The 17,354-nt window shown below is 54.2% G+C and carries 22 protein-coding genes; 15 read left to right on the forward strand and 7 right to left on the reverse strand.

The window, feature by feature from the left end; translation table 11 throughout:
- Positions 1–11: 11 nt before the first annotated feature.
- Positions 12–416: a flagellar basal body rod protein FlgC gene (gene flgC, locus SK51_RS18335; RefSeq protein ID WP_003857997.1), complete on the reverse strand. Its 405-nt coding sequence runs from the start codon at positions 414–416 to the stop codon at positions 12–14.
- Between the two features lie 3 nt (positions 417–419).
- Positions 420–836: a flagellar basal body rod protein FlgB gene (gene flgB, locus SK51_RS18340; RefSeq protein WP_022647724.1), complete on the reverse strand. Its 417-nt coding sequence runs from the start codon at positions 834–836 to the stop codon at positions 420–422.
- Between the two features lie 157 nt (positions 837–993).
- Between flgB and flgA the strand changes: the two genes are divergently transcribed.
- The 3 genes from flgA to flgN all read left to right on the forward strand — a co-directional run bounded on the left by flgA (position 994) and on the right by flgN (position 2,470).
- Complete coding sequence (gene flgA, locus SK51_RS18345; protein WP_022647723.1) at positions 994–1,653, forward strand: flagellar basal body P-ring formation chaperone FlgA; 660 nt, start codon at positions 994–996, stop codon at positions 1,651–1,653.
- Between the two features lie 93 nt (positions 1,654–1,746).
- Positions 1,747–2,040: a flagellar biosynthesis anti-sigma factor FlgM gene (gene flgM, locus SK51_RS18350; protein ID WP_003858002.1), complete on the forward strand. Its 294-nt coding sequence runs from the start codon at positions 1,747–1,749 to the stop codon at positions 2,038–2,040.
- A 4-nt stretch (positions 2,041–2,044) separates the two neighbouring features.
- Positions 2,045–2,470, forward strand: coding sequence for a flagella biosynthesis chaperone FlgN (gene flgN / locus SK51_RS18355; RefSeq protein ID WP_022647721.1), 426 nt, complete (start codon positions 2,045–2,047; stop codon positions 2,468–2,470).
- Between the two features lie 58 nt (positions 2,471–2,528).
- Here the strand turns inward: flgN and murJ are convergent, their stop codons facing one another.
- The 4 genes from murJ to rimJ form a co-directional block, all read right to left on the reverse strand.
- Entirely contained in the window at positions 2,529–4,064 is a 1,536-nt protein-coding gene (gene murJ / locus SK51_RS18360; RefSeq protein ID WP_023305858.1) for a murein biosynthesis integral membrane protein MurJ, read from the reverse strand.
- Between the two features lie 129 nt (positions 4,065–4,193).
- Positions 4,194–5,117, reverse strand: a complete 924-nt coding sequence (locus tag SK51_RS18365; RefSeq protein WP_023305857.1) for a Gfo/Idh/MocA family protein — start codon at positions 5,115–5,117, stop codon at positions 4,194–4,196.
- A gap of 2 nt (positions 5,118–5,119) precedes the next feature.
- Entirely contained in the window at positions 5,120–5,770 is a 651-nt protein-coding gene (locus tag SK51_RS18370) for a YceH family protein (RefSeq protein ID WP_023305856.1), read from the reverse strand.
- Between the two features lie 9 nt (positions 5,771–5,779).
- Positions 5,780–6,364: a ribosomal protein S5-alanine N-acetyltransferase gene (gene rimJ, locus SK51_RS18375; protein WP_003858007.1), complete on the reverse strand. Its 585-nt coding sequence runs from the start codon at positions 6,362–6,364 to the stop codon at positions 5,780–5,782.
- Positions 6,365–6,600: 236 nt separating this feature from the next.
- Here rimJ and mdtH point away from each other — a divergent pair, with 236 nt between their 5' ends.
- The 9 genes from mdtH (at position 6,601) to SK51_RS18420 (ending at position 13,285) form a co-directional block, all read left to right on the forward strand.
- Complete coding sequence (mdtH, locus tag SK51_RS18380) at positions 6,601–7,809, forward strand: multidrug efflux MFS transporter MdtH (RefSeq protein WP_022647718.1); 1,209 nt, start codon at positions 6,601–6,603, stop codon at positions 7,807–7,809.
- 120 nt (positions 7,810–7,929) lie between these two features.
- Positions 7,930–8,490 (forward strand): lipoprotein, encoded by a 561-nt coding sequence (locus SK51_RS18385; protein ID WP_023305855.1) that lies wholly within the window; start codon positions 7,930–7,932, stop codon positions 8,488–8,490.
- Positions 8,491–8,618: 128 nt separating this feature from the next.
- Positions 8,619–9,665 carry a dihydroorotase gene (gene pyrC / locus SK51_RS18390; RefSeq protein WP_048206926.1) on the forward strand — a complete coding sequence of 349 codons (1,047 nt, stop codon included), beginning with the start codon at positions 8,619–8,621 and terminating at the stop codon, positions 9,663–9,665.
- A 75-nt stretch (positions 9,666–9,740) separates the two neighbouring features.
- Positions 9,741–9,986 carry a DNA damage-inducible protein I gene (gene dinI, locus SK51_RS18395; protein ID WP_022647715.1) on the forward strand — a complete coding sequence of 82 codons (246 nt, stop codon included), beginning with the start codon at positions 9,741–9,743 and terminating at the stop codon, positions 9,984–9,986.
- 274 nt (positions 9,987–10,260) lie between these two features.
- Positions 10,261–10,515, forward strand: coding sequence for a biofilm formation regulator BssS (bssS, locus tag SK51_RS18400; protein ID WP_023299782.1), 255 nt, complete (start codon positions 10,261–10,263; stop codon positions 10,513–10,515).
- 114 nt (positions 10,516–10,629) lie between these two features.
- Entirely contained in the window at positions 10,630–11,748 is a 1,119-nt protein-coding gene (gene solA / locus SK51_RS18405) for an N-methyl-L-tryptophan oxidase (protein ID WP_023305854.1), read from the forward strand.
- A 50-nt stretch (positions 11,749–11,798) separates the two neighbouring features.
- Positions 11,799–11,912 carry a DUF2770 family protein gene (locus SK51_RS18410; protein ID WP_023305853.1) on the forward strand — a complete coding sequence of 38 codons (114 nt, stop codon included), beginning with the start codon at positions 11,799–11,801 and terminating at the stop codon, positions 11,910–11,912.
- Between the two features lie 226 nt (positions 11,913–12,138).
- A complete protein-coding gene (locus tag SK51_RS18415) occupies positions 12,139–12,705 on the forward strand; it encodes a cytochrome b (RefSeq protein WP_022647712.1) in 567 nt (188 codons plus the stop codon).
- A gap of 1 nt (position 12,706) precedes the next feature.
- Entirely contained in the window at positions 12,707–13,285 is a 579-nt protein-coding gene (locus SK51_RS18420) for a YceI family protein (protein WP_022647711.1), read from the forward strand.
- A gap of 38 nt (positions 13,286–13,323) precedes the next feature.
- Here SK51_RS18420 and trhO read toward each other — a convergent pair whose 3' ends face one another.
- Complete coding sequence (gene trhO, locus SK51_RS18425) at positions 13,324–14,373, reverse strand: oxygen-dependent tRNA uridine(34) hydroxylase TrhO (RefSeq protein WP_022647710.1); 1,050 nt, start codon at positions 14,371–14,373, stop codon at positions 13,324–13,326.
- A 218-nt stretch (positions 14,374–14,591) separates the two neighbouring features.
- On the opposite strand from trhO, the gene SK51_RS18430 reads away from it, so the two are divergent.
- The 3 genes from SK51_RS18430 to SK51_RS18440 all read left to right on the forward strand — a co-directional run bounded on the left by SK51_RS18430 (position 14,592) and on the right by SK51_RS18440 (position 17,349).
- On the forward strand, positions 14,592–15,518 hold the full coding sequence (locus tag SK51_RS18430) for a Kdo(2)-lipid IV(A) acyltransferase (protein ID WP_023305852.1): 927 nt from the start codon (positions 14,592–14,594) through the stop codon (positions 15,516–15,518).
- Between the two features lie 141 nt (positions 15,519–15,659).
- On the forward strand, positions 15,660–16,895 hold the full coding sequence (mdtG, locus tag SK51_RS18435; protein ID WP_023305851.1) for a multidrug efflux MFS transporter MdtG: 1,236 nt from the start codon (positions 15,660–15,662) through the stop codon (positions 16,893–16,895).
- Between the two features lie 79 nt (positions 16,896–16,974).
- Positions 16,975–17,349 carry a MysB family protein gene (locus SK51_RS18440; protein ID WP_003858026.1) on the forward strand — a complete coding sequence of 125 codons (375 nt, stop codon included), beginning with the start codon at positions 16,975–16,977 and terminating at the stop codon, positions 17,347–17,349.
- The last annotated feature ends 5 nt before the right edge of the window (positions 17,350–17,354 follow it).

A 17,354-nucleotide genomic window follows, 5' to 3' on the forward strand; every position in this document is an offset into this window, starting at 1 on the left:
GCGTGTCTCCTTTACTGGCCGAGAGTGAGTGTTTTGAGCATCATGCTCTTCACGGTATTAAGCACTTCGACGTTTGCCTGGTAGCTGCGTGACGCGGACATGGAGTTCACCATCTCACCGACCACATCCACGTTCGGCATTTTCACGTAGCCGCTGGCATCCGCGAGCGGGTTGCCTGGCTCGTAAACCAGCTTGTCGGGCGCCTGGCTCTCAACCACGTCCGCCACTTTCACGCCGCCCGTTGCCGCACCCGGTGCAGCATCAACCTGGAAGACGACCTGTTTAGCGCGATACGGTTGTCCGTCAGGTCCGGTCACGCTGTCGGCGTTGGCCAGGTTACTGGCTGCCACGTTCAGTCGTTTGGACTGCGCCGTTAATGCCGAACCGGCGATATCAAAAATATTCAGCAAGGCCATTTACTAATTGCCCCCCTGCAGGACGGTCATCATGCCTTTGATTTGCCCGCCGAGTAGCGTCAGGCCTGTCTGGTATTGCAGGCTGTTATCGGCAAACTGTGTGCGTTCCCGGTCCATGTCGACGGTGTTGCCATCAAGCGAGGGCTGATCGGGGACACGATAAAGTAAGTCAGTTGATGGCGCGGTCATCGCCTGAGCGGGAATATGCCGTGAGGATGTCAGGGCAAGTGAGACACCCGTCCCTTCGGCACGTCCACGCTCCATCACTTTTTTGAGTTCACTGGAAAAATCAATATCGCGCGCCTGATACCCGGGGGTGTCCGCGTTGGCGATATTGGCGGCTAAAATTTCCTGCCGCTGGGCGCGTAAGTTGAGCGCTTCCTGCTGAAAACGTAACGCGGCGTCGAGTTTATCGAGCATGTCTCCTCCGCTGATGAGAAAATTTCAGTTCACAGCTTAAATCTCACCCCGTCCCCCCTATCGACGGAATAAGCGCAAAATGCGTCGCTATTTGTTGCGTTGATGGAAAACCACTGCGGGTAGAATTTGCTTAATTCTGGACATGGTGGAACGTGCGATGCGGACTTTTAAACGTGGCCTTGCGGCGACCCTGCTGCTTTTGAGCCCTCTTGTGCAGGCTGAGGGGTTAGAGAACCAGCTCAATGCATTCTTTGCGCAGAAGCTGGCCGGTTTCAGCGATGACGTACGCGTGACCGTACGCACCCCGCCTAACCTTTACCCTTCCTGCGAAGCCCCGTCATTTAGCGTGACCGGCAGCACCCGATTATGGGGCAACGTGAATGTGCTGGCGCGTTGCGCCAACGAAAAACGTTATTTACAGGTTGCGGTTCAGGCGACAGGCAATTATGTTGTCGCCGCCGTTCCCATTCCCCGGGGCAGCCTGCTGCAACCAGACAGCGTAACGCTGAAGCGAGGCCGTCTGGATCAGCTTCCACCGCGGACGATGCTGGATATTAACCAGGCTCAGGAGGCAGTCAGCCTGCGCGATGTCGCTCCTGGACAGGCGATACAGCTCTCTATGCTGCGCCAGGCGTGGCGGGTGAAGGCGGGACAACAGGTGATGGTGGTCGCCAATGGCGAAGGCTTTAGTATCAACAGTGAAGGAAAAGCGCTGAATAATGCCGCAGTGGCGCAAAATGCCCGGGTCAGAATGTCCTCAGGCCAGGTGGTCAGCGGCACGGTCGGTCCTGATGGGAATATTCTGATTAACCTGTAATCTTTTTAAAGATTTCGCGGCGACTGCCGATAAATATTCAACAAATGATGATGTCAGGCGCAAACGCCGCGAACCCTCGATGAGGACAACACTATGAGCATTGATCGTACATCAGCCCTGAAGCCGGTTAGCACTGTACAACCTCGCGAAACGAATGAGGCTGCCCCGCAAAAAACGCGTCTGGAAAAAACCTCGACGGCTAACAGCACCAGCGTCACGCTGAGCGATGCGCAGTCGAAGCTAATGCAGCCAGGCAGCAGCGATATCAACATGGAACGAGTTGAAGCGCTGAAAACGGCTATCCGTAACGGCGAACTGAAAATGGATACCAGCAAAATCGCTGATGCGCTGATTCAGGACGCACAGAGTTTCCTCCAGAGTAACTAACCGTATGAGTCGACTGTCAGAAATACTGGATCAGATGACGGTGGTCCTGAACGACCTGAAAACGGTGATGGACGCAGAACAGCACCACCTCTCTTCTGGTCAAATCAACGGCAGCGCGTTGCAACGCATTACTGAAGATAAAAGCTCGCTGCTGGCGACCCTGGATTATCTGGAAAAACAGCGACGCGCTGAGCAAGACACGAAACGCAGCGCCAATGATGAGATCAACGAACGCTGGCAGACCATTACAGAAAAAACCCAGCATCTTCGCGATCTCAACCAGCATAACGGCTGGCTGCTGGAAGGTCAGATTATCCGTAATCAGCAGGCGCTTGAGGTGTTAAAGCCCTATAAAGAGCCGGGGCTGTACGGTGCGGATGGTCAAACGGCCACGGCACGTATCACGGGCGGGAAAAAGATTTCGATTTGACGCACTAGCGGCATGTCATGAAGCGGGGAGCACCTTCTGGTGACTCCCCTTTTGGCGTTTATACCGTGCGGCGGGTAAACTCTTTCACCTTGAAGCCAAGCACCGCCAGCGTGGCAAAGTACACCACCACCCCGACCACCACCACGGCCATCAGACGCATCAGGCGGTAAGGCATGGTGCCCTGCGCCCATTCAGGCATGACATACAACATGCCAACCAGCGCGGCCGCCATCACTACTACCGCGATCGCCAGACGCAGCAGGAAGCTTGCCCAGCCCGGCTGCGGGGTGAAGATATCCTGCTTACGCAGCTGCCAGTACAGCAGCCCGGCGTTGAGACAGGCCGCCAGACCAATCGACAGTGACAGACCCGCGTGTTTCAGCGGACCAATAAACGCCAGGTTCATCAGCTGCGTCATGATCAGCGTCACAATGGCAATCTTAACCGGCGTTTTGATGTCCTGACGTGAATAGAAGCCGGGCGCAAGCACCTTCACGACAATCAGCCCCATCAGCCCCACCGAGTAGGCTACGAGCGCACGCTGGGTCATGGCGGCATCAAAGGCGGTGAATTTTCCATACTGGAACAACGACACCGTCAGCGGTTTCGCCAGGATCCCCAGCGCCACCGCGCTTGGCAGCGCCAGCAGAAAACAGAGACGCAGACCCCAGTCCATCAGGCGGCAGTATTCATCGTGGTTGCCGCTGGCGAAACTTTTCGACAGCGACGGCAGCAGAATAGTCCCCAGCGCCACGCCCAGCACCCCGGATGGAAACTCCATCAGCCGGTCGGCGTAGTACATCCAGGACACCGAGCCCGACACCAGGAAAGAGGCGAAGATGGTATTGATGATGAGCGAGATCTGGCTGACGGACACGCCGAGTATTGCCGGTCCCATCTGTTTGATAACGCGCATTGCGCCCGCATCTTTGAAATTAATGCGCGGCAGAACCAGCATGCCGATCTTTTTCAGGTGCGGGAGCTGGTAAGCAAGCTGTAACACCCCGCCGACGGTCACGGCCCAGGCCAGCGCCAGCACCGGTGGGTTAAAATGCGGCGCGGCGAACAGCGCAAAGCCAATCATGCTGACGTTAAGGAACGTGGGGGCAAAGGCCGGCACGGAGAAGCGGTTCCAGGTATTCAGGATGGCACCCACCAGCGACGCCAGCGAAATCAGCAGAATATAGGGGAAGGTTATCCGCAGCAGTTGCGTCGTCAGGGCAAATTTATCCGCCGTGTCGGCAAAGCCCGGCGCCGTTACCATGATTACCCAGGGCGCTGCCAGCATCCCCAGTACGGTCACGATCGCCAGCGCCAGCGTCAGTAAACCGGAAACGTACGCCACAAAGACGCGGGTGGCATCTTCGCCCTGCTTGCTTTTATATTCCGCGAGGATCGGGACAAATGCCTGTGAGAAAGCCCCTTCGGCAAAAATACGGCGCAGCAGGTTCGGCAGCTTGAACGCAACGAAAAAGGCGTCAGTCGCCATCCCTGCGCCAAAAACCCTTGCCACAATGGCATCGCGAGCAAAGCCAAGCACGCGGGAAAACATGGTCATCGAGCTGACGGCCGCCAGCGATTTTAATAAGTTCATTAACGTGAAGTTCCACAACCCTACGGATTTCCAGGACGGATAAGCGAAAGCGCCACCCGGCAAAGCCAACAAGCGGCGCTTAGTCTAACCGGATTTCAACGAATTACTATCGGCAGATGTTACAGCGAGTTATTCCGACATGGCTTCGCGCCAGAGTCGTTCCACGATGCGCTGCGCCAGAATGGCCTGCTCCCCGGACGTTTCAGGAACCGTCTGATTCTGTACGCAGGTAATGAAGTGACGCGCGCAGCCCACAAAGCCACGCTGCTCCAGGGTGCTCTGCCAGCCGGGAACGGGTAACGCGAGCACGCCATTGCCCTTCTCTTCCCGCCACTCTCGCATATCGGTGACGTCATACAGCGCGCCATCCGTAACGGCCTGCACGGACTCGCGCTGGCTGCCCGCCCGACGATGCATGCTGGTCGTCACCTGTAAATGCTCAACGGCAAAATGATGTTCGGCGTAAACCATTTCACCCTGCTCGTTGGTCAGCAGCGTGCCGCTTTGCAGCTGGGCTTTTCCGTTACTCAGCCAAAGGGCCGTATCCACGACGTGGAGATAATCATCCAGCAGCGTGAACCGCAGATCGTTCGGCCCCACGCTGTCGGTACGGTGCTTATCCATACGCAGAGAGGCAAACGAGCCGGACTGCGCTTTAAGCTGCTGATAGAGCGGCGCAAAACGGCGGTTGAAGCCGACCATCAGCGTCAGCTTTTTACGCGCGGCCAGCTCAATCAGTCGTTCAGCATCCTGCACATTTTCCGCCAGCGGCTTATCAACGCAGACGTGAACGCCTGCGTTCAGCAACTCGCTCACCACCTGGAAGTGCGTCGCGGTTGAGGTATGCACAAATACCGCATCACATTCACGGGCTAAATCCTGGAGTGAGCCAGCATAAGGGATGCGCCAGGTTTTGCAGATGCGCTCTGCTTTCTCGCGAGTGGGCGACCACGCCCCTTGCAGCGTCCAGTCTGACGCGGCGCCTAAAACGGGCAGCCATGCTTTTTGCGCAATCCCGCCCAGCCCCACCACTCCAATGCGTAATGTAGTCACGGTTAATCTCCCAGGTGTGCGAGTAAAGCATCCAGACGCTGCTTCAGCCCGGCAACCTCGTCTTCCAGGGCTGCCACGCGCGCAGTCAGGCTGTCGTTTGATGCTGGCGTGTCGGATTCGACGGCCAGCGTAGAGGTCTCCACGTCGCCGCTAAACAGGTGCATGTAGCGGCTTTCACGCTTGCCCGGCTCGCGGGCCAGACGCACCACGTAAGGACCGTCCTCGCGTGAGGCTAATCCCTCCAGCGTCTGTTCAACGTCCTGCATATCCTGAAACTCATGCATGCGGGAGGCGCGTGTGCGCAGTTCACCCGGCGTCTGCGCCCCGCGCAGCAGCAGCGTGGTGATAACCGCCACTTCTGCGGCGCTGAGTTTTAAATCGCCAAATTCGGAATTACAAAAGCGCTGTTCATATTTAGTGACGCGATTACCGAAGCCGCTGACGGTGCGCAGGTAGTGGCGCTTCACCAGCTCATCAAGGATATCCTGCACCTCGTACTCGCCAAGGTTCATCACTGGCTCACGGTTCGTCTTTTGGTTGCAGGCCATCGTGACGGCATTCACGGAAAGAGGATACTGTTCCGGCGTCGTAACCTGCTTTTCCAGCAGGCAGCCAATCACGCGCGCTTCGGCGCCATTTAACTGATATTTCATCTTTTCTCCTTAACGACCCGCGGTCCACTCCTGCGTGGTGAGCGCGGTGAGGACATGGTCCCGCCACTCGCCGTCAATCAGCAGATAATCTTTGGCATAGCCCTCTTTCTCAAACCCCAGGCGGGCCAGCAGATCGCCGCTGCGCTTATTGTGCGGCATGTAGTTCGCCATAATGCGATGGATATGTTGCGTGCGCTGCATGTAGCGAATCGCCGCCGTCAGCGCCTCAAACATGAGCCCCTGCCCCTGCCATTTCTGGCCGATGGAATACCCGAGATAGCAGGCGTGAAACGACCCGCGTACTACGTTTGAAAAATTGGCAATGCCAACGATCTCTTTCTCTTCCGGATCGAGAAGCGCGAAATAAAACGCACTTCCCTGTTTGTGAAATTCCGCAATCATACTGAGGCGCGCCTGCCAGCCAGAGGGGTAGCAATGGCTCTCGTCCCGAACGGGTTCCCAGGGTTTTAAAAACTGGCGATTCTCGGCGTAATAATCCGCCAGACGCCAGGCATCACGCTCATGCACCAGACGAACGACCAGCCTGTCCGTCGTCAGACGCACTTTTGGCACATTACTGCGATAGCCAAACATCGATACCACTCCTTCCCGTCGCTTCTGCTCTGCCTGTTAGCTTTACTATACCTGCGCCTGTGCCTTCTGTGAAAACAGTGACATACCATTTTTATCGCTTTTCACATTTTTCGATGAGAACTCTCTATCAAAGCACCTTTTTGATAAAAAAATATTGTCGCCAGCAGGTATGTGAAAAAGCGCGGCGACACCGCAGAATATTAGCGTGCTCACCTTTTATTTTCCCTGGAGGGAAAATGTCCCGCGTATCACAGGCCAGGAGCCTGGGTAAATATTTCCTGCTCGTCGATAACATGCTGGTCGTGCTCGGCTTTTTTGTCGTTTTTCCACTTATATCGATTCGTTTTGTCGATCAAATGGGCTGGGCGGCGCTGATGGTCGGGATCGCGCTGGGCTTACGCCAGTTTGTACAACAGGGTCTTGGCGTGTTTGGCGGGGCAATAGCCGACCGCTTCGGTGCGAAACCGATGATCGTCACCGGCATGCTGTTACGTGCGGCGGGATTCGCCACGATGGCAATCGCTCATGACCCCTGGCTGCTGTGGTTCTCCTGTTTCCTTTCCGGGATTGGCGGCACCCTTTTCGACCCACCGCGTACCGCGCTGGTGGTTAAGCTTATCCGTCCGCAACACCGGGGTCGTTTCTTCTCAATTTTGATGATGCAGGACAGCGCTGGCGCGGTAGTGGGCGCCCTGCTGGGAAGCTGGCTGCTGCAATACGATTTCCGCCTGGTCTGCGCCACCGGCGCGGTGCTGTTTATTCTCTGCGCGCTGTTTAACGGTCTGTTTCTGCCTGCATGGAAGCTGTCGACGGTAAAAGCGCCGGTGCGGGAAGGGCTTGACCGCGTGCTGAGCGATAAACGCTTCGTCACCTATGTTTTAACGTTGACCGGCTACTACATGCTCGCCGTGCAGGTCATGCTGATGCTGCCGATTATGGTTAACGATATTGCCGGCACGCCGGCGGCGGTAAAATGGATGTATGCCATTGAGGCCTGCCTTTCTCTGACTCTGCTCTATCCGATTGCCCGGTGGAGCGAGCGCCGTTTCCGGCTTGAGCACCGTCTGATGGCCGGGCTGTTGCTGATGACGCTGAGCATGATGCCCATCGGCCTGGTGAGTTCACTCCAGCAGCTGTTTATGCTGATTTGCACCTTCTATATTGGCTCAATCATTGCCGAGCCGGCCCGTGAAACCCTGAGCGCGTCACTTGCCGACGCCCGGGCCCGTGGCAGCTACATGGGCTTCAGCCGTCTCGGACTGGCGCTTGGCGGCGCGCTGGGTTACACCGGTGGCGGCTGGCTGTTTGATGCCGGAAAAGCGCTCCATCAGCCGGAGCTGCCGTGGGTCATGCTCGGTATGGTCGGCTTTATGACGCTGATTGCCCTCTGGTGGCAGTTCAGTGATAAACGCAGCACCCGCGGGATGCTGGAGCCTGGCGCCTGACCTTCTGGGGGAGGATATTTACCTCCCTTCACTATCAGTTTTTTCTGCTGGTTTCTCCAGGATCACCCTGACATACTGGCGTATCAGGACAGATGCGCCGATTTTATGTTGAGGAACACCATGAAAAAGATCGTTATTGCCGCTGCGTTAATTGTCAGTGGGCTGCTGGTGGGATGTAACCAGCTTACGCAGTACACCGTCAGTGAGCAGGAAATTAATCAGGCGCTGGAAAAACATAATAACTTTTCAAAAGATATCGGCGTGCCCGGCCTTGCGGATGCACATATCGTCCTGACGAATCTCGCCAGCCAGATTGGGCGCGAGGAGCCTAACAAAGTCACCCTGTCCGGCGATGCCAGCCTGGACATGACCTCGCTCTTCGGCAATCAGAAAGCGGATATCAAACTGAAGCTCAAGGCGCTGCCGGTCTTTAATAAAGAGAAAGGGGCAATTTTCCTGCAAGAGATGGAAATCGTCGATGCGGTCGTCACGCCGGATAAAATGAAACCGGTGCTGCAAACGCTGATGCCTTATCTCAACCAGTCGTTACAGAACTATTTCAACCAGCAGCCCGCCTACGTTCTGAGCGAAGACAAGAGTAAGGGCGAATCTCTGGCGAAAAAATATGCCAAAGGGATAGAGGTGAAACCGGGTGAAATCATCATTCCTTTCACCGACTAAATACTCCGGGCGCTCAGGCGCCCGTTTTTTTTAACGGAATAGTGTGCAAACGAAAACGTTTCCGCTTATGATTTGTGTCCGGCAAAAACAGCCATCTTATGACTGATCCCTTTCAAGCCGGAGCTTCCATGACTGTACAATCCCAGGTTCTCAAAATCCGCCGCCCAGACGACTGGCATATCCATCTTCGTGATGGCGACATGCTGAAAACCGTCGTGCCGTATACCAGCGAAATTTATGGCCGTGCGATTGTTATGCCTAACCTGGTTCCGCCAGTCACCACCGTCGAGGCCGCGATCGCCTATCGCCAGCGTATCCTTGACGCCGTTCCGGCCGGGCACGATTTTACTCCGTTGATGACCTGCTACCTGACGGACTCGCTGGATCCCAATGAGGTTGAGCGCGGATTTAACGAAGGTGTGTTCACCGCCGCGAAGCTCTACCCGGCAAACGCCACCACCAACTCCAGCCATGGGGTGACGAGCATCGACGCCATCATGCCCGTTCTGGTGCGAATGCAAAAACTGGGAATGCCACTGCTGGTGCACGGGGAAGTGACCCACGCTGACATTGATATTTTCGATCGCGAAGCGCGTTTTATCGAAACGGTCATGGAGCCGCTGCGCCAGCGTCTTCCTGGGCTGAAGGTAGTGTTTGAACACATTACGACCAAAGATGCCGCAGAGTATGTCCGGGATGGAAACGAATTGATTGCCGCCACCATCACCCCGCAGCACCTGATGTTTAACCGTAACCACATGCTGGTGGGTGGCGTTCGCCCACATCTGTATTGTCTGCCGATCCTCAAGCGCAATATCCACCAGCAGGCGCTACGTGAGCTGGTCGCCAGCGGCTTCCCGCGCGCGTTCCTCGGCACGGATTCCGCCCCGCATGCCCGTCATCGAAAAGAGGCGAGCTGCGGCTGTGCAGGCTGCTTTAACGCCCCGACCGCCCTGGCAAGTTACGCAACCGTCTTTGACGAGATGAATGCGTTAGGCCATTTCGAAGCCTTCTGCTCCCTTAACGGCCCGCGTTTCTACGGTCTGCCGGTTAATGACACGTTCATTGAGCTGGAGCGCAAAGAAAGCCAGGTTGAAGCGTCGATTGCGCTCACCGACGATACGCTGATCCCCTTCCTGGCAGGTGAAACCGTAAGCTGGACGGTAAAAAGCTAAAAAATTGTCATCCCCCTGTTGTCAAACCGTCAATATAACTGTATAAATAAACAGTATATTACACAGGGGGCATTTATGCGTATTGAAGTCACCATTGCCAAAACCACCGTCCTGCCTGCTGGCGCACTCGACGCTCTGGCGGGTGAGCTATCCCGACGTATTAACAGCACTTTTCCTGAAAACGATGGCGCCATAACGGTACGTTATGCGACAGCAAACCATCTTTCCGTCATTGGCGGCGCGAAAGAAGACAAAGACCGCATCAGCGAAATTTTGCAGGAAACATGGGAAAGCGCCGACGACTGGTTTATCACTGATTAAAATTTGCTCCCTCATTGTGTTTTTTTGCCGGGTCGCCCCGGCTTTTTTTCGTTTCGTCTCCTGAAAGTTCAAAATATTTCAGTATCTTCTTAGAAAATCGTGAACAAGATGACGTTTTATTGTTCGAACAATCCTAAAAAGCAGAAAAATGTGTTGCTACCCGTTTATTTTTTCCTGCGGAACCCTTATTAATTGATATACTGAAAAAGCTTTCAGAAAAACATGCATTGAACCTCAAAGTCGTTGTCTTCTAACACGCATTAAGGGGGTTATAATGGAAAAGAATAATGAAGTCATCCAGACCCATCCACTCGTTGGCTGGGATATCAGCACCGTAGACAGCTACGATGCGCTGATGCTGCGTTTGCACTACCAGACCCCGAATCAGCTAAACCGTGACGAAGCGGAAGTTGGACAGACGCTGTGGCTTACAACAGACGTCGCCCGTCAGTTTATTTCTATTTTGGAAGCAGGCATCGCAAAAATAGAATCTGGCGACTACCAGGAAAATGAGTATAAACGGCATTGACCTTATGCCCCTTTTCCCTCAACAGGCACCCTCGCGGTGCCTTATTTATTTCGCTCTTGTATAAGCCCACATAGTTAATTACTCTGCTAACAAAGCGTTAGTAAAGAGAAGCCTATGAAATACGATTTGATCATTATCGGAAGCGGCTCCGTTGGATCTGCAGCCGGTTATTACGCTACGCAGGCGGGTCTGAATGTGCTGATGATTGACGCCCACCTTCCCCCTCATTCTGAAGGAAGCCATCACGGCGATACCCGTCTTATCCGTCACGCTTACGGCGAAGGTGAGCGCTATGTACCGCTGGTGCTTCGGGCTCAGACGCTGTGGGATGAGCTGGCCGCAGTCACCGAAGAACGCATTTTTGAGCGCACCGGGGTTATTAATCTGGGGCCCGCCAACTCCACGTTTCTGGCGAATGTCGAGGAGAGCGCGAAAGCCTACCGTCTGGACGTTGAGCGTCTGGATGCGAACGACATAATGGCGCGCTGGCCGGAAATTTCTGTCCCTGAAGACTACATTGGATTGTTTGAAGCCAATTCCGGGGTACTGCACAGCGAAACGGCCATTAAGACCTGGATTGATCTCGCCGCCAAAGCGGGCTGCGCACAGTTGTTTAACTGTCCGGTCACGGGTATCACCCACCATGCCGGGGGTTCAACCGTCACCACGTCTGAAGGTGAATATACCGCCACGCGCCTGCTGGTGAGTGCAGGAACGTGGGTGACGAAACTGCTGCCGGATCTGCCCATCCAGCCGGTACGCAAAGTCTTCTCCTGGTTCCAGTCTGACGGGCGTTACAGCAGCCAGAACAAATTCCCGGCGTTCACGGGCGAGTTACCTAATGGCGACCAGTACTACGGTTTCCCCTCGGAAAAAGACGCGCTCAAGATTGGCAAACATAACGGCGGACAGGTCATTTCCTCTGCGGAAGAACGCAAGCCGTACGGAGCCTATCCGCAGGATGGTTCCGAAGCCTTCACGTTCCTGCGTAATATTCTGCCGGGCGTAGGCGGGTTGCTTTATGGCGCAGCGTGCACCTATGACAATACGCCAGATGAAGACTTCATCATCGACACCCTGCCTGGGCACGACAACACCCTGATCGTAACCGGGCTCAGCGGTCACGGGTTTAAATTTGCCTCTGTGTTAGGTGAAATCGCCGCCCAGTTTGCTCAGGGGATTGCGCCTTCGTTTGATCTCAAACCCTTCGCGCTCTCGCGCTTTAGCCGATAATACCGCTACAGGCTCCGAATAACCGGAGCCTGATTTGCGAGAGGATCATGATGCGCAGACTGGTGAATTACCTTATCAATAACATCCGCGAGCAATTCATGCTCTACATTGTCCTTTGGTCGCTGCTGGCGATTGTTGACGTCATCTTTATTGTATTCTTCTGAAAACCATCACTGACGTTTATTGACACTCCTTTAAACTTATTTAACTTATAGTTTTTATAAAAAGTCATCTCAAATTTATTGAACGAAGCGATTGAAATACATTGCGGAAACATATTCAAATTCGCTGAAATAAAATAACTAAATAACATTATTCCTTTTTTTCAGTTGCATTATTTAATTAATCCGGCCATTTTTATTGCTCAGTCATTTGAGAACGGAAATTCATATGCAATGGCGTAACTCCTCCAGCCGCTACGGAATAATATCCATGTGTTTACACTGGCTATTTGCACTTGCTGTCTATGCCATGTTTGGTCTCGGCCTCTGGATGGTGACATTAAGCTATTATGACGGTTGGTATCATCAGGCCCCCGAATTGCACAAAAGCATTGGGGTTCTGCTGATGATGGGTCTGGTTTTTCGCGTGATCTGGCGACATCTCTCTCCGCCCCCTCCTGCCCCCAAAAGCCATGGCCGTCTTACCCGCATAAGCGCTGTTGGCGCACATATCGCACTCTATGCCCTGCTGTTCGCCATTCTGATCAGCGGTTATCTCATTTCGACCGCAGACGGCAAACCGATCAGCGTGTTTGGGCTCTTTGACGTCCCTGCCACGCTGGCTGACGCCGGTTCACAGGCTGACACCGCAGGTGTGGTTCATCTGTGGCTGGCATGGAGCGTGGTGATCCTGTCTGTTCTGCATGGCCTTGCGGCCCTGAAACACCACTTTATCGATAAAGACGATACGCTGAAGCGCATGCTTGGCCGTTCGTCAGTTGACTCTGGAGCATAAAATGAAAAAACGCCTGTTGGGTATCGCATTAGGTTCGCTGTTATTTACCACCGGTTCGGCCATTGCCGCCGACTATAAAATTGATAAAGAAGGCCAGCATGCCTTCGTCAATTTCCGTATTCAGCATCTGGGTTACAGCTGGTTATATGGTACGTTCAATGATTTCGATGGCACATTTAGTTTCGACGAGAAAAACCCTGCTGCCGATAAAGTAAACGTCACCATTAATACTAACAGCGTCGACACTAATCACGCCGAGCGTGATAAACATCTGCGCAGCGCTGAATTCCTGAACGTAGGCAAATTCCCGCAAGCTACTTTCGCGTCGACAGAAGTGAAGAAAGACGGTGATAAGCTCGCTATTACCGGTAATCTGACGCTGAACGGCGTAACAAAACCGGTAACACTGGATGCGAAATTAATCGGCCAGGGAGACGATCCGTGGGGCGGAAAACGTGCTGGCTTTGAAGCCGCCGGCAAAATTCATCTGAAAGATTTTAATATCACCACAGATTTAGGACCGGCATCGCAGGATGTAGAGCTGATTATTTCGGTGGAAGGCGTTCAGCAGAAGTCATAAAACAGGCCCGGCAGGCTTTTACGCCGCCGGGCAATGTTTTACTCCGGGTCTGGAATACCCAGTTTGGTATTCAGTCGGCCCCGGGATTTATTAAAGATCTTATTCCCGTTCTCGCGCCCGGCACGGCGACGACGTTGCTCTTCTTCAGGCAAGATACTCTCTTCACTGCACAGCTCGCTACAGCAGCCATTAAACTTCTCGGCACATGCAGGACACTGAATAAACAGAAGATGACAACCGTCGTTTTTGCAGTTGGTATGCGTGTCGCACGGCGTACCGCACTGGTGGCAGTGAGCGATTACGTCCTCTGAAATTCGCTCGCCCATACGCTCATCAAACACAAAGTTTTTACCGATAAAACGCACCGGTAACCCCTGTTCGCGGGCGCGGCGGGCATATTCAATGATCCCACCCTCAATATGCCAGACTTTATTAAAACCGTTGTGTTTCATCCAGGCACTGGCTTTTTCGCAGCGGATCCCCCCTGTGCAATACATAACGATCTTTTTGTCTTTATGCTCCTGCATCATCTCAACCGCTTTCGGCAGCTGTTCACGGAAAGTGTCGGCAGGAATTTCCATCGCATTCTCGAAGTGGCCCACTTCATATTCGTAGTGGTTACGCATATCGATGAACACTGCATCCGGATCGTCGAGCATCGCGTTCACTTCAGCGGCCTTGAGGTACTCCCCCACATTCGCGGCATTGAAGCTCGGATCGTCGATGCCATCCGCCACAATACGCTCACGCACCTTCATGCGCAGCACCCAGAACGATTTGCCGTCATCATCCAGCGCAATGTTCAGGCGTAAGCCGTTAAGCGCCGGATCAAAACCATAAAGGAGATCGCGGAAGGCGCTGACTTTGCTTTCCGGCACGCTGATCTGCGCGTTAATACCCTCACGCGCCAGATAGACGCGACCAAACACGTTCAGGGCGGTGAAAGCCTGGTAAAGCGCATCGCGGGTCGCCTGTGGATCGTTGATGGTAAAATATTTATAGAAAGAGATCGTTGTGCGCGGTTCGGTTTCGGCCAACATACGCGCTTTCAACATCTCATTCGAAACGCGGTTGTGTAACACTGGCATGGTGTACAAGTCCTGCAATCGTTGAGAAATAAAAATCGGTCGGCATGATATAGCAAACAAAGACAATTTACATCCACACAATTTACGCTACATTTCAGTCAACCTGATTAATCAGACTTAACACTTGCATATTCTTTCATGTTTCGATGACAGACATTTTGGCTATGCCTCAAAAAATGAGACAATAGCCCTTCAGGACGTTAGAACACAGGACAGACATGACCCAGTTACCGAAATTTACTGCCGCGCTTTTACACCCACGCTATTGGTTAACATGGTCAGGCATTGGCTTGTTGTGGCTAATTGTACAGCTGCCTTATCCCGTAATTTTCCGCATGGGTAAAGGACTGGGCCGCATTGCTCAACAATTTATGAAGCGTCGCGCCAGGATCGCGTATCGAAATCTTGAGCTTTGCTTTCCTCAGATGAGCGAATCTGAGCGTCACGACATGGTGGTTAAAAACTTCGAATCTGTCGGCATGGGACTGATGGAGACCGGTATGGCCTGGTTCTGGTCGGATAAGCGCATGGCGCGCTGGACGGAAGTGGCCGGAACCGGCATGGATCCGGTGCATAATCTCCAGGCCAACCAGACTGGCGTCCTGCTGATTGGCGTTCATTTCCTGACGCTCGAAATTGGCGCGCGCATGTTCGGCATGCAGGCGCCGGGTATTGGCGTTTATCGTCCCAACGATAATCCGGTGATCGATTTGATACAGACCAACGGACGCATGCGCTCGAATAAAAGCATGATCGACCGCAAAGACCTTAAAGGGATGATCCGCGCCCTCAAATCAGGTGAAGTGGTCTGGTATGCCCCGGATCATGACTATGGCCCGCAATCCAGCGTGTTTGTCCCGTTCTTTGCGGTGGAAGATGCGGCGACAACCACCGGGACCTGGATGCTGGCGCGGATGTCCAAAGCGGCTATCGTGCCGTTTGTACCGCGCCGTAAACCAGACGGTTCAGGCTATCAGCTCATCATGCTGGAGCCGGAACTCACGCCGCCGCTGGATGATGCAGAAACCACCGCGCGCTGGATGAATGCTATTGTCGAGAAATGCATTATGCTCGCTCCCGAGCAGTACATGTGGCTGCATCGCCGCTTCAAAACCCGGCCTCAGGGCGTCCCTTCTCGTTATTAATCTGCATGCGGTCTTCCGGGCCGCAAGCTGTTTTAGCTTTAAAAGCTCCCCGTCATTGCGGCAATCATACCCCAGGCGCATAATTAGCAGGCTTATTACCTCACTGGTCACGGTGCCCTGCACCTCATTATGCGGATAGTTATGTCCTCCACAGATGCTCCCATAAACTGGAAACGCAACCTGACGGTTGCATGGCTGGGTTGTTTTCTTACTGGCGCCGCCTTTAGCCTGGTAATGCCCTTCCTGCCCCTCTACGTTGAACAGCTCGGCGTCACCGGCCATAGCGCACTGAATATGTGGTCCGGCCTGGTGTTCAGCATTACGTTCCTGTTCTCCGCCATTGCGTCGCCTTTCTGGGGTGGGCTTGCGGATCGCAAAGGCCGCAAAATTATGCTGCTGCGCTCCGCGCTCGGCATGGCGATCATAATGCTGTTGATGGGGGTGGCGCAAAATGTCTGGCAGTTCCTGATATTACGCGCGCTCCTGGGTCTGCTCGGGGGATTTATCCCCAATGCCAACGCCCTGATCGCAACCCAAATCCCACGCCATAAAAGCGGCTGGGCATTGGGTACGCTTTCCACTGGCGGCGTAAGCGGCGCACTGCTGGGTCCGCTGGCGGGCGGGCTGCTGGCCGACCATTACGGACTGCGGCCGGTATTCTTCATTACCGCCAGCGTGCTGTTCCTCTGCTTCCTCGTGACGCTTATCTGCATCCGTGAGAATTTCACGCCGGTAGCCAAAAAAGAGATGCTGCACGCCCGGGATGTGCTGGCCTCGCTGAAAAACCCAAAGCTGGTGCTGAGCCTGTTTGTGACCACCATGATTATTCAGGTGGCCACCGGTTCAATCGCGCCTATTCTGACGCTCTATGTCCGCGACCTGGCCGGCAACGTCAGCAATATCGCCTTTATCAGCGGCGTGATCGCCTCTGTTCCCGGCGTGGCCGCGTTGCTGAGCGCGCCGCGGCTCGGCAAGCTGGGCGATCGCATCGGCCCGGAGAAAATTCTGATCTGCGCCCTGATCCTCTCCGTCCTGCTGCTGATCCCCATGTCGATGGTGCAATCGCCGTGGCAGCTCGGCGTGTTGCGCTTTCTGCTGGGCGCAGCGGACGGCGCGTTGCTTCCGGCGGTGCAGACGCTGCTGGTCTATAACTCCACCAACCAGATTGCCGGGCGTATTTTCAGCTACAACCAGTCGTTTCGCGATCTGGGTAACGTCACCGGGCCGCTTGTCGGCGCGGGGGTTTCGGCCAGTTTCGGTTTCCGGGCGGTCTTTATCGTGACGGCAGGCGTCGTGCTGTTCAACGCTGTTTATTCCTGGCTCAGCTTATCCCGGGCGCTACGCCCGGCGCGCATAACACAACATCGTGACGGCTAATTTACGCATTCATACTTGCACAATCATATAATCAGCTATTCTTTCCCTGAATACCTTCACGAAAAACAGGGAGACACCAATGACCATGTACGCCACGCTGGAAGAAGCTATCGATGCCGCTCGCGAAGAATTCCTCGCCGATAATCCCGGCATTGAGGAAGAAGATGCTGACGTGCAACAACTCAATATCCAAAAATACGTCCTTCAGGACGGCGATATTATGTGGCAGGCCGAATTCTTTGCTGATGAAGGTGAGGACGGAGAATGTCTGCCGATATTGAGTGGTGAAGGTGCGCAGGCGGTATTCGACGGCGACTATGACGAAATTGAGTTACGTCAGGAGTGGCTGGAAGAAAATACGCTGCATGAATGGGATGAAGGTGAGTTTCAGCTCGAACCGCCGCTGGATACCGAAGAAGGTCAGGCCGCAGCGGACGAATGGGACGAGCGATAAGCTCT

This window comes from Enterobacter sp. MGH85 (assembly GCF_001037655.1).
Classification (GTDB): Bacteria; Pseudomonadota; Gammaproteobacteria; order Enterobacterales; family Enterobacteriaceae; genus Enterobacter; species Enterobacter intestinihominis.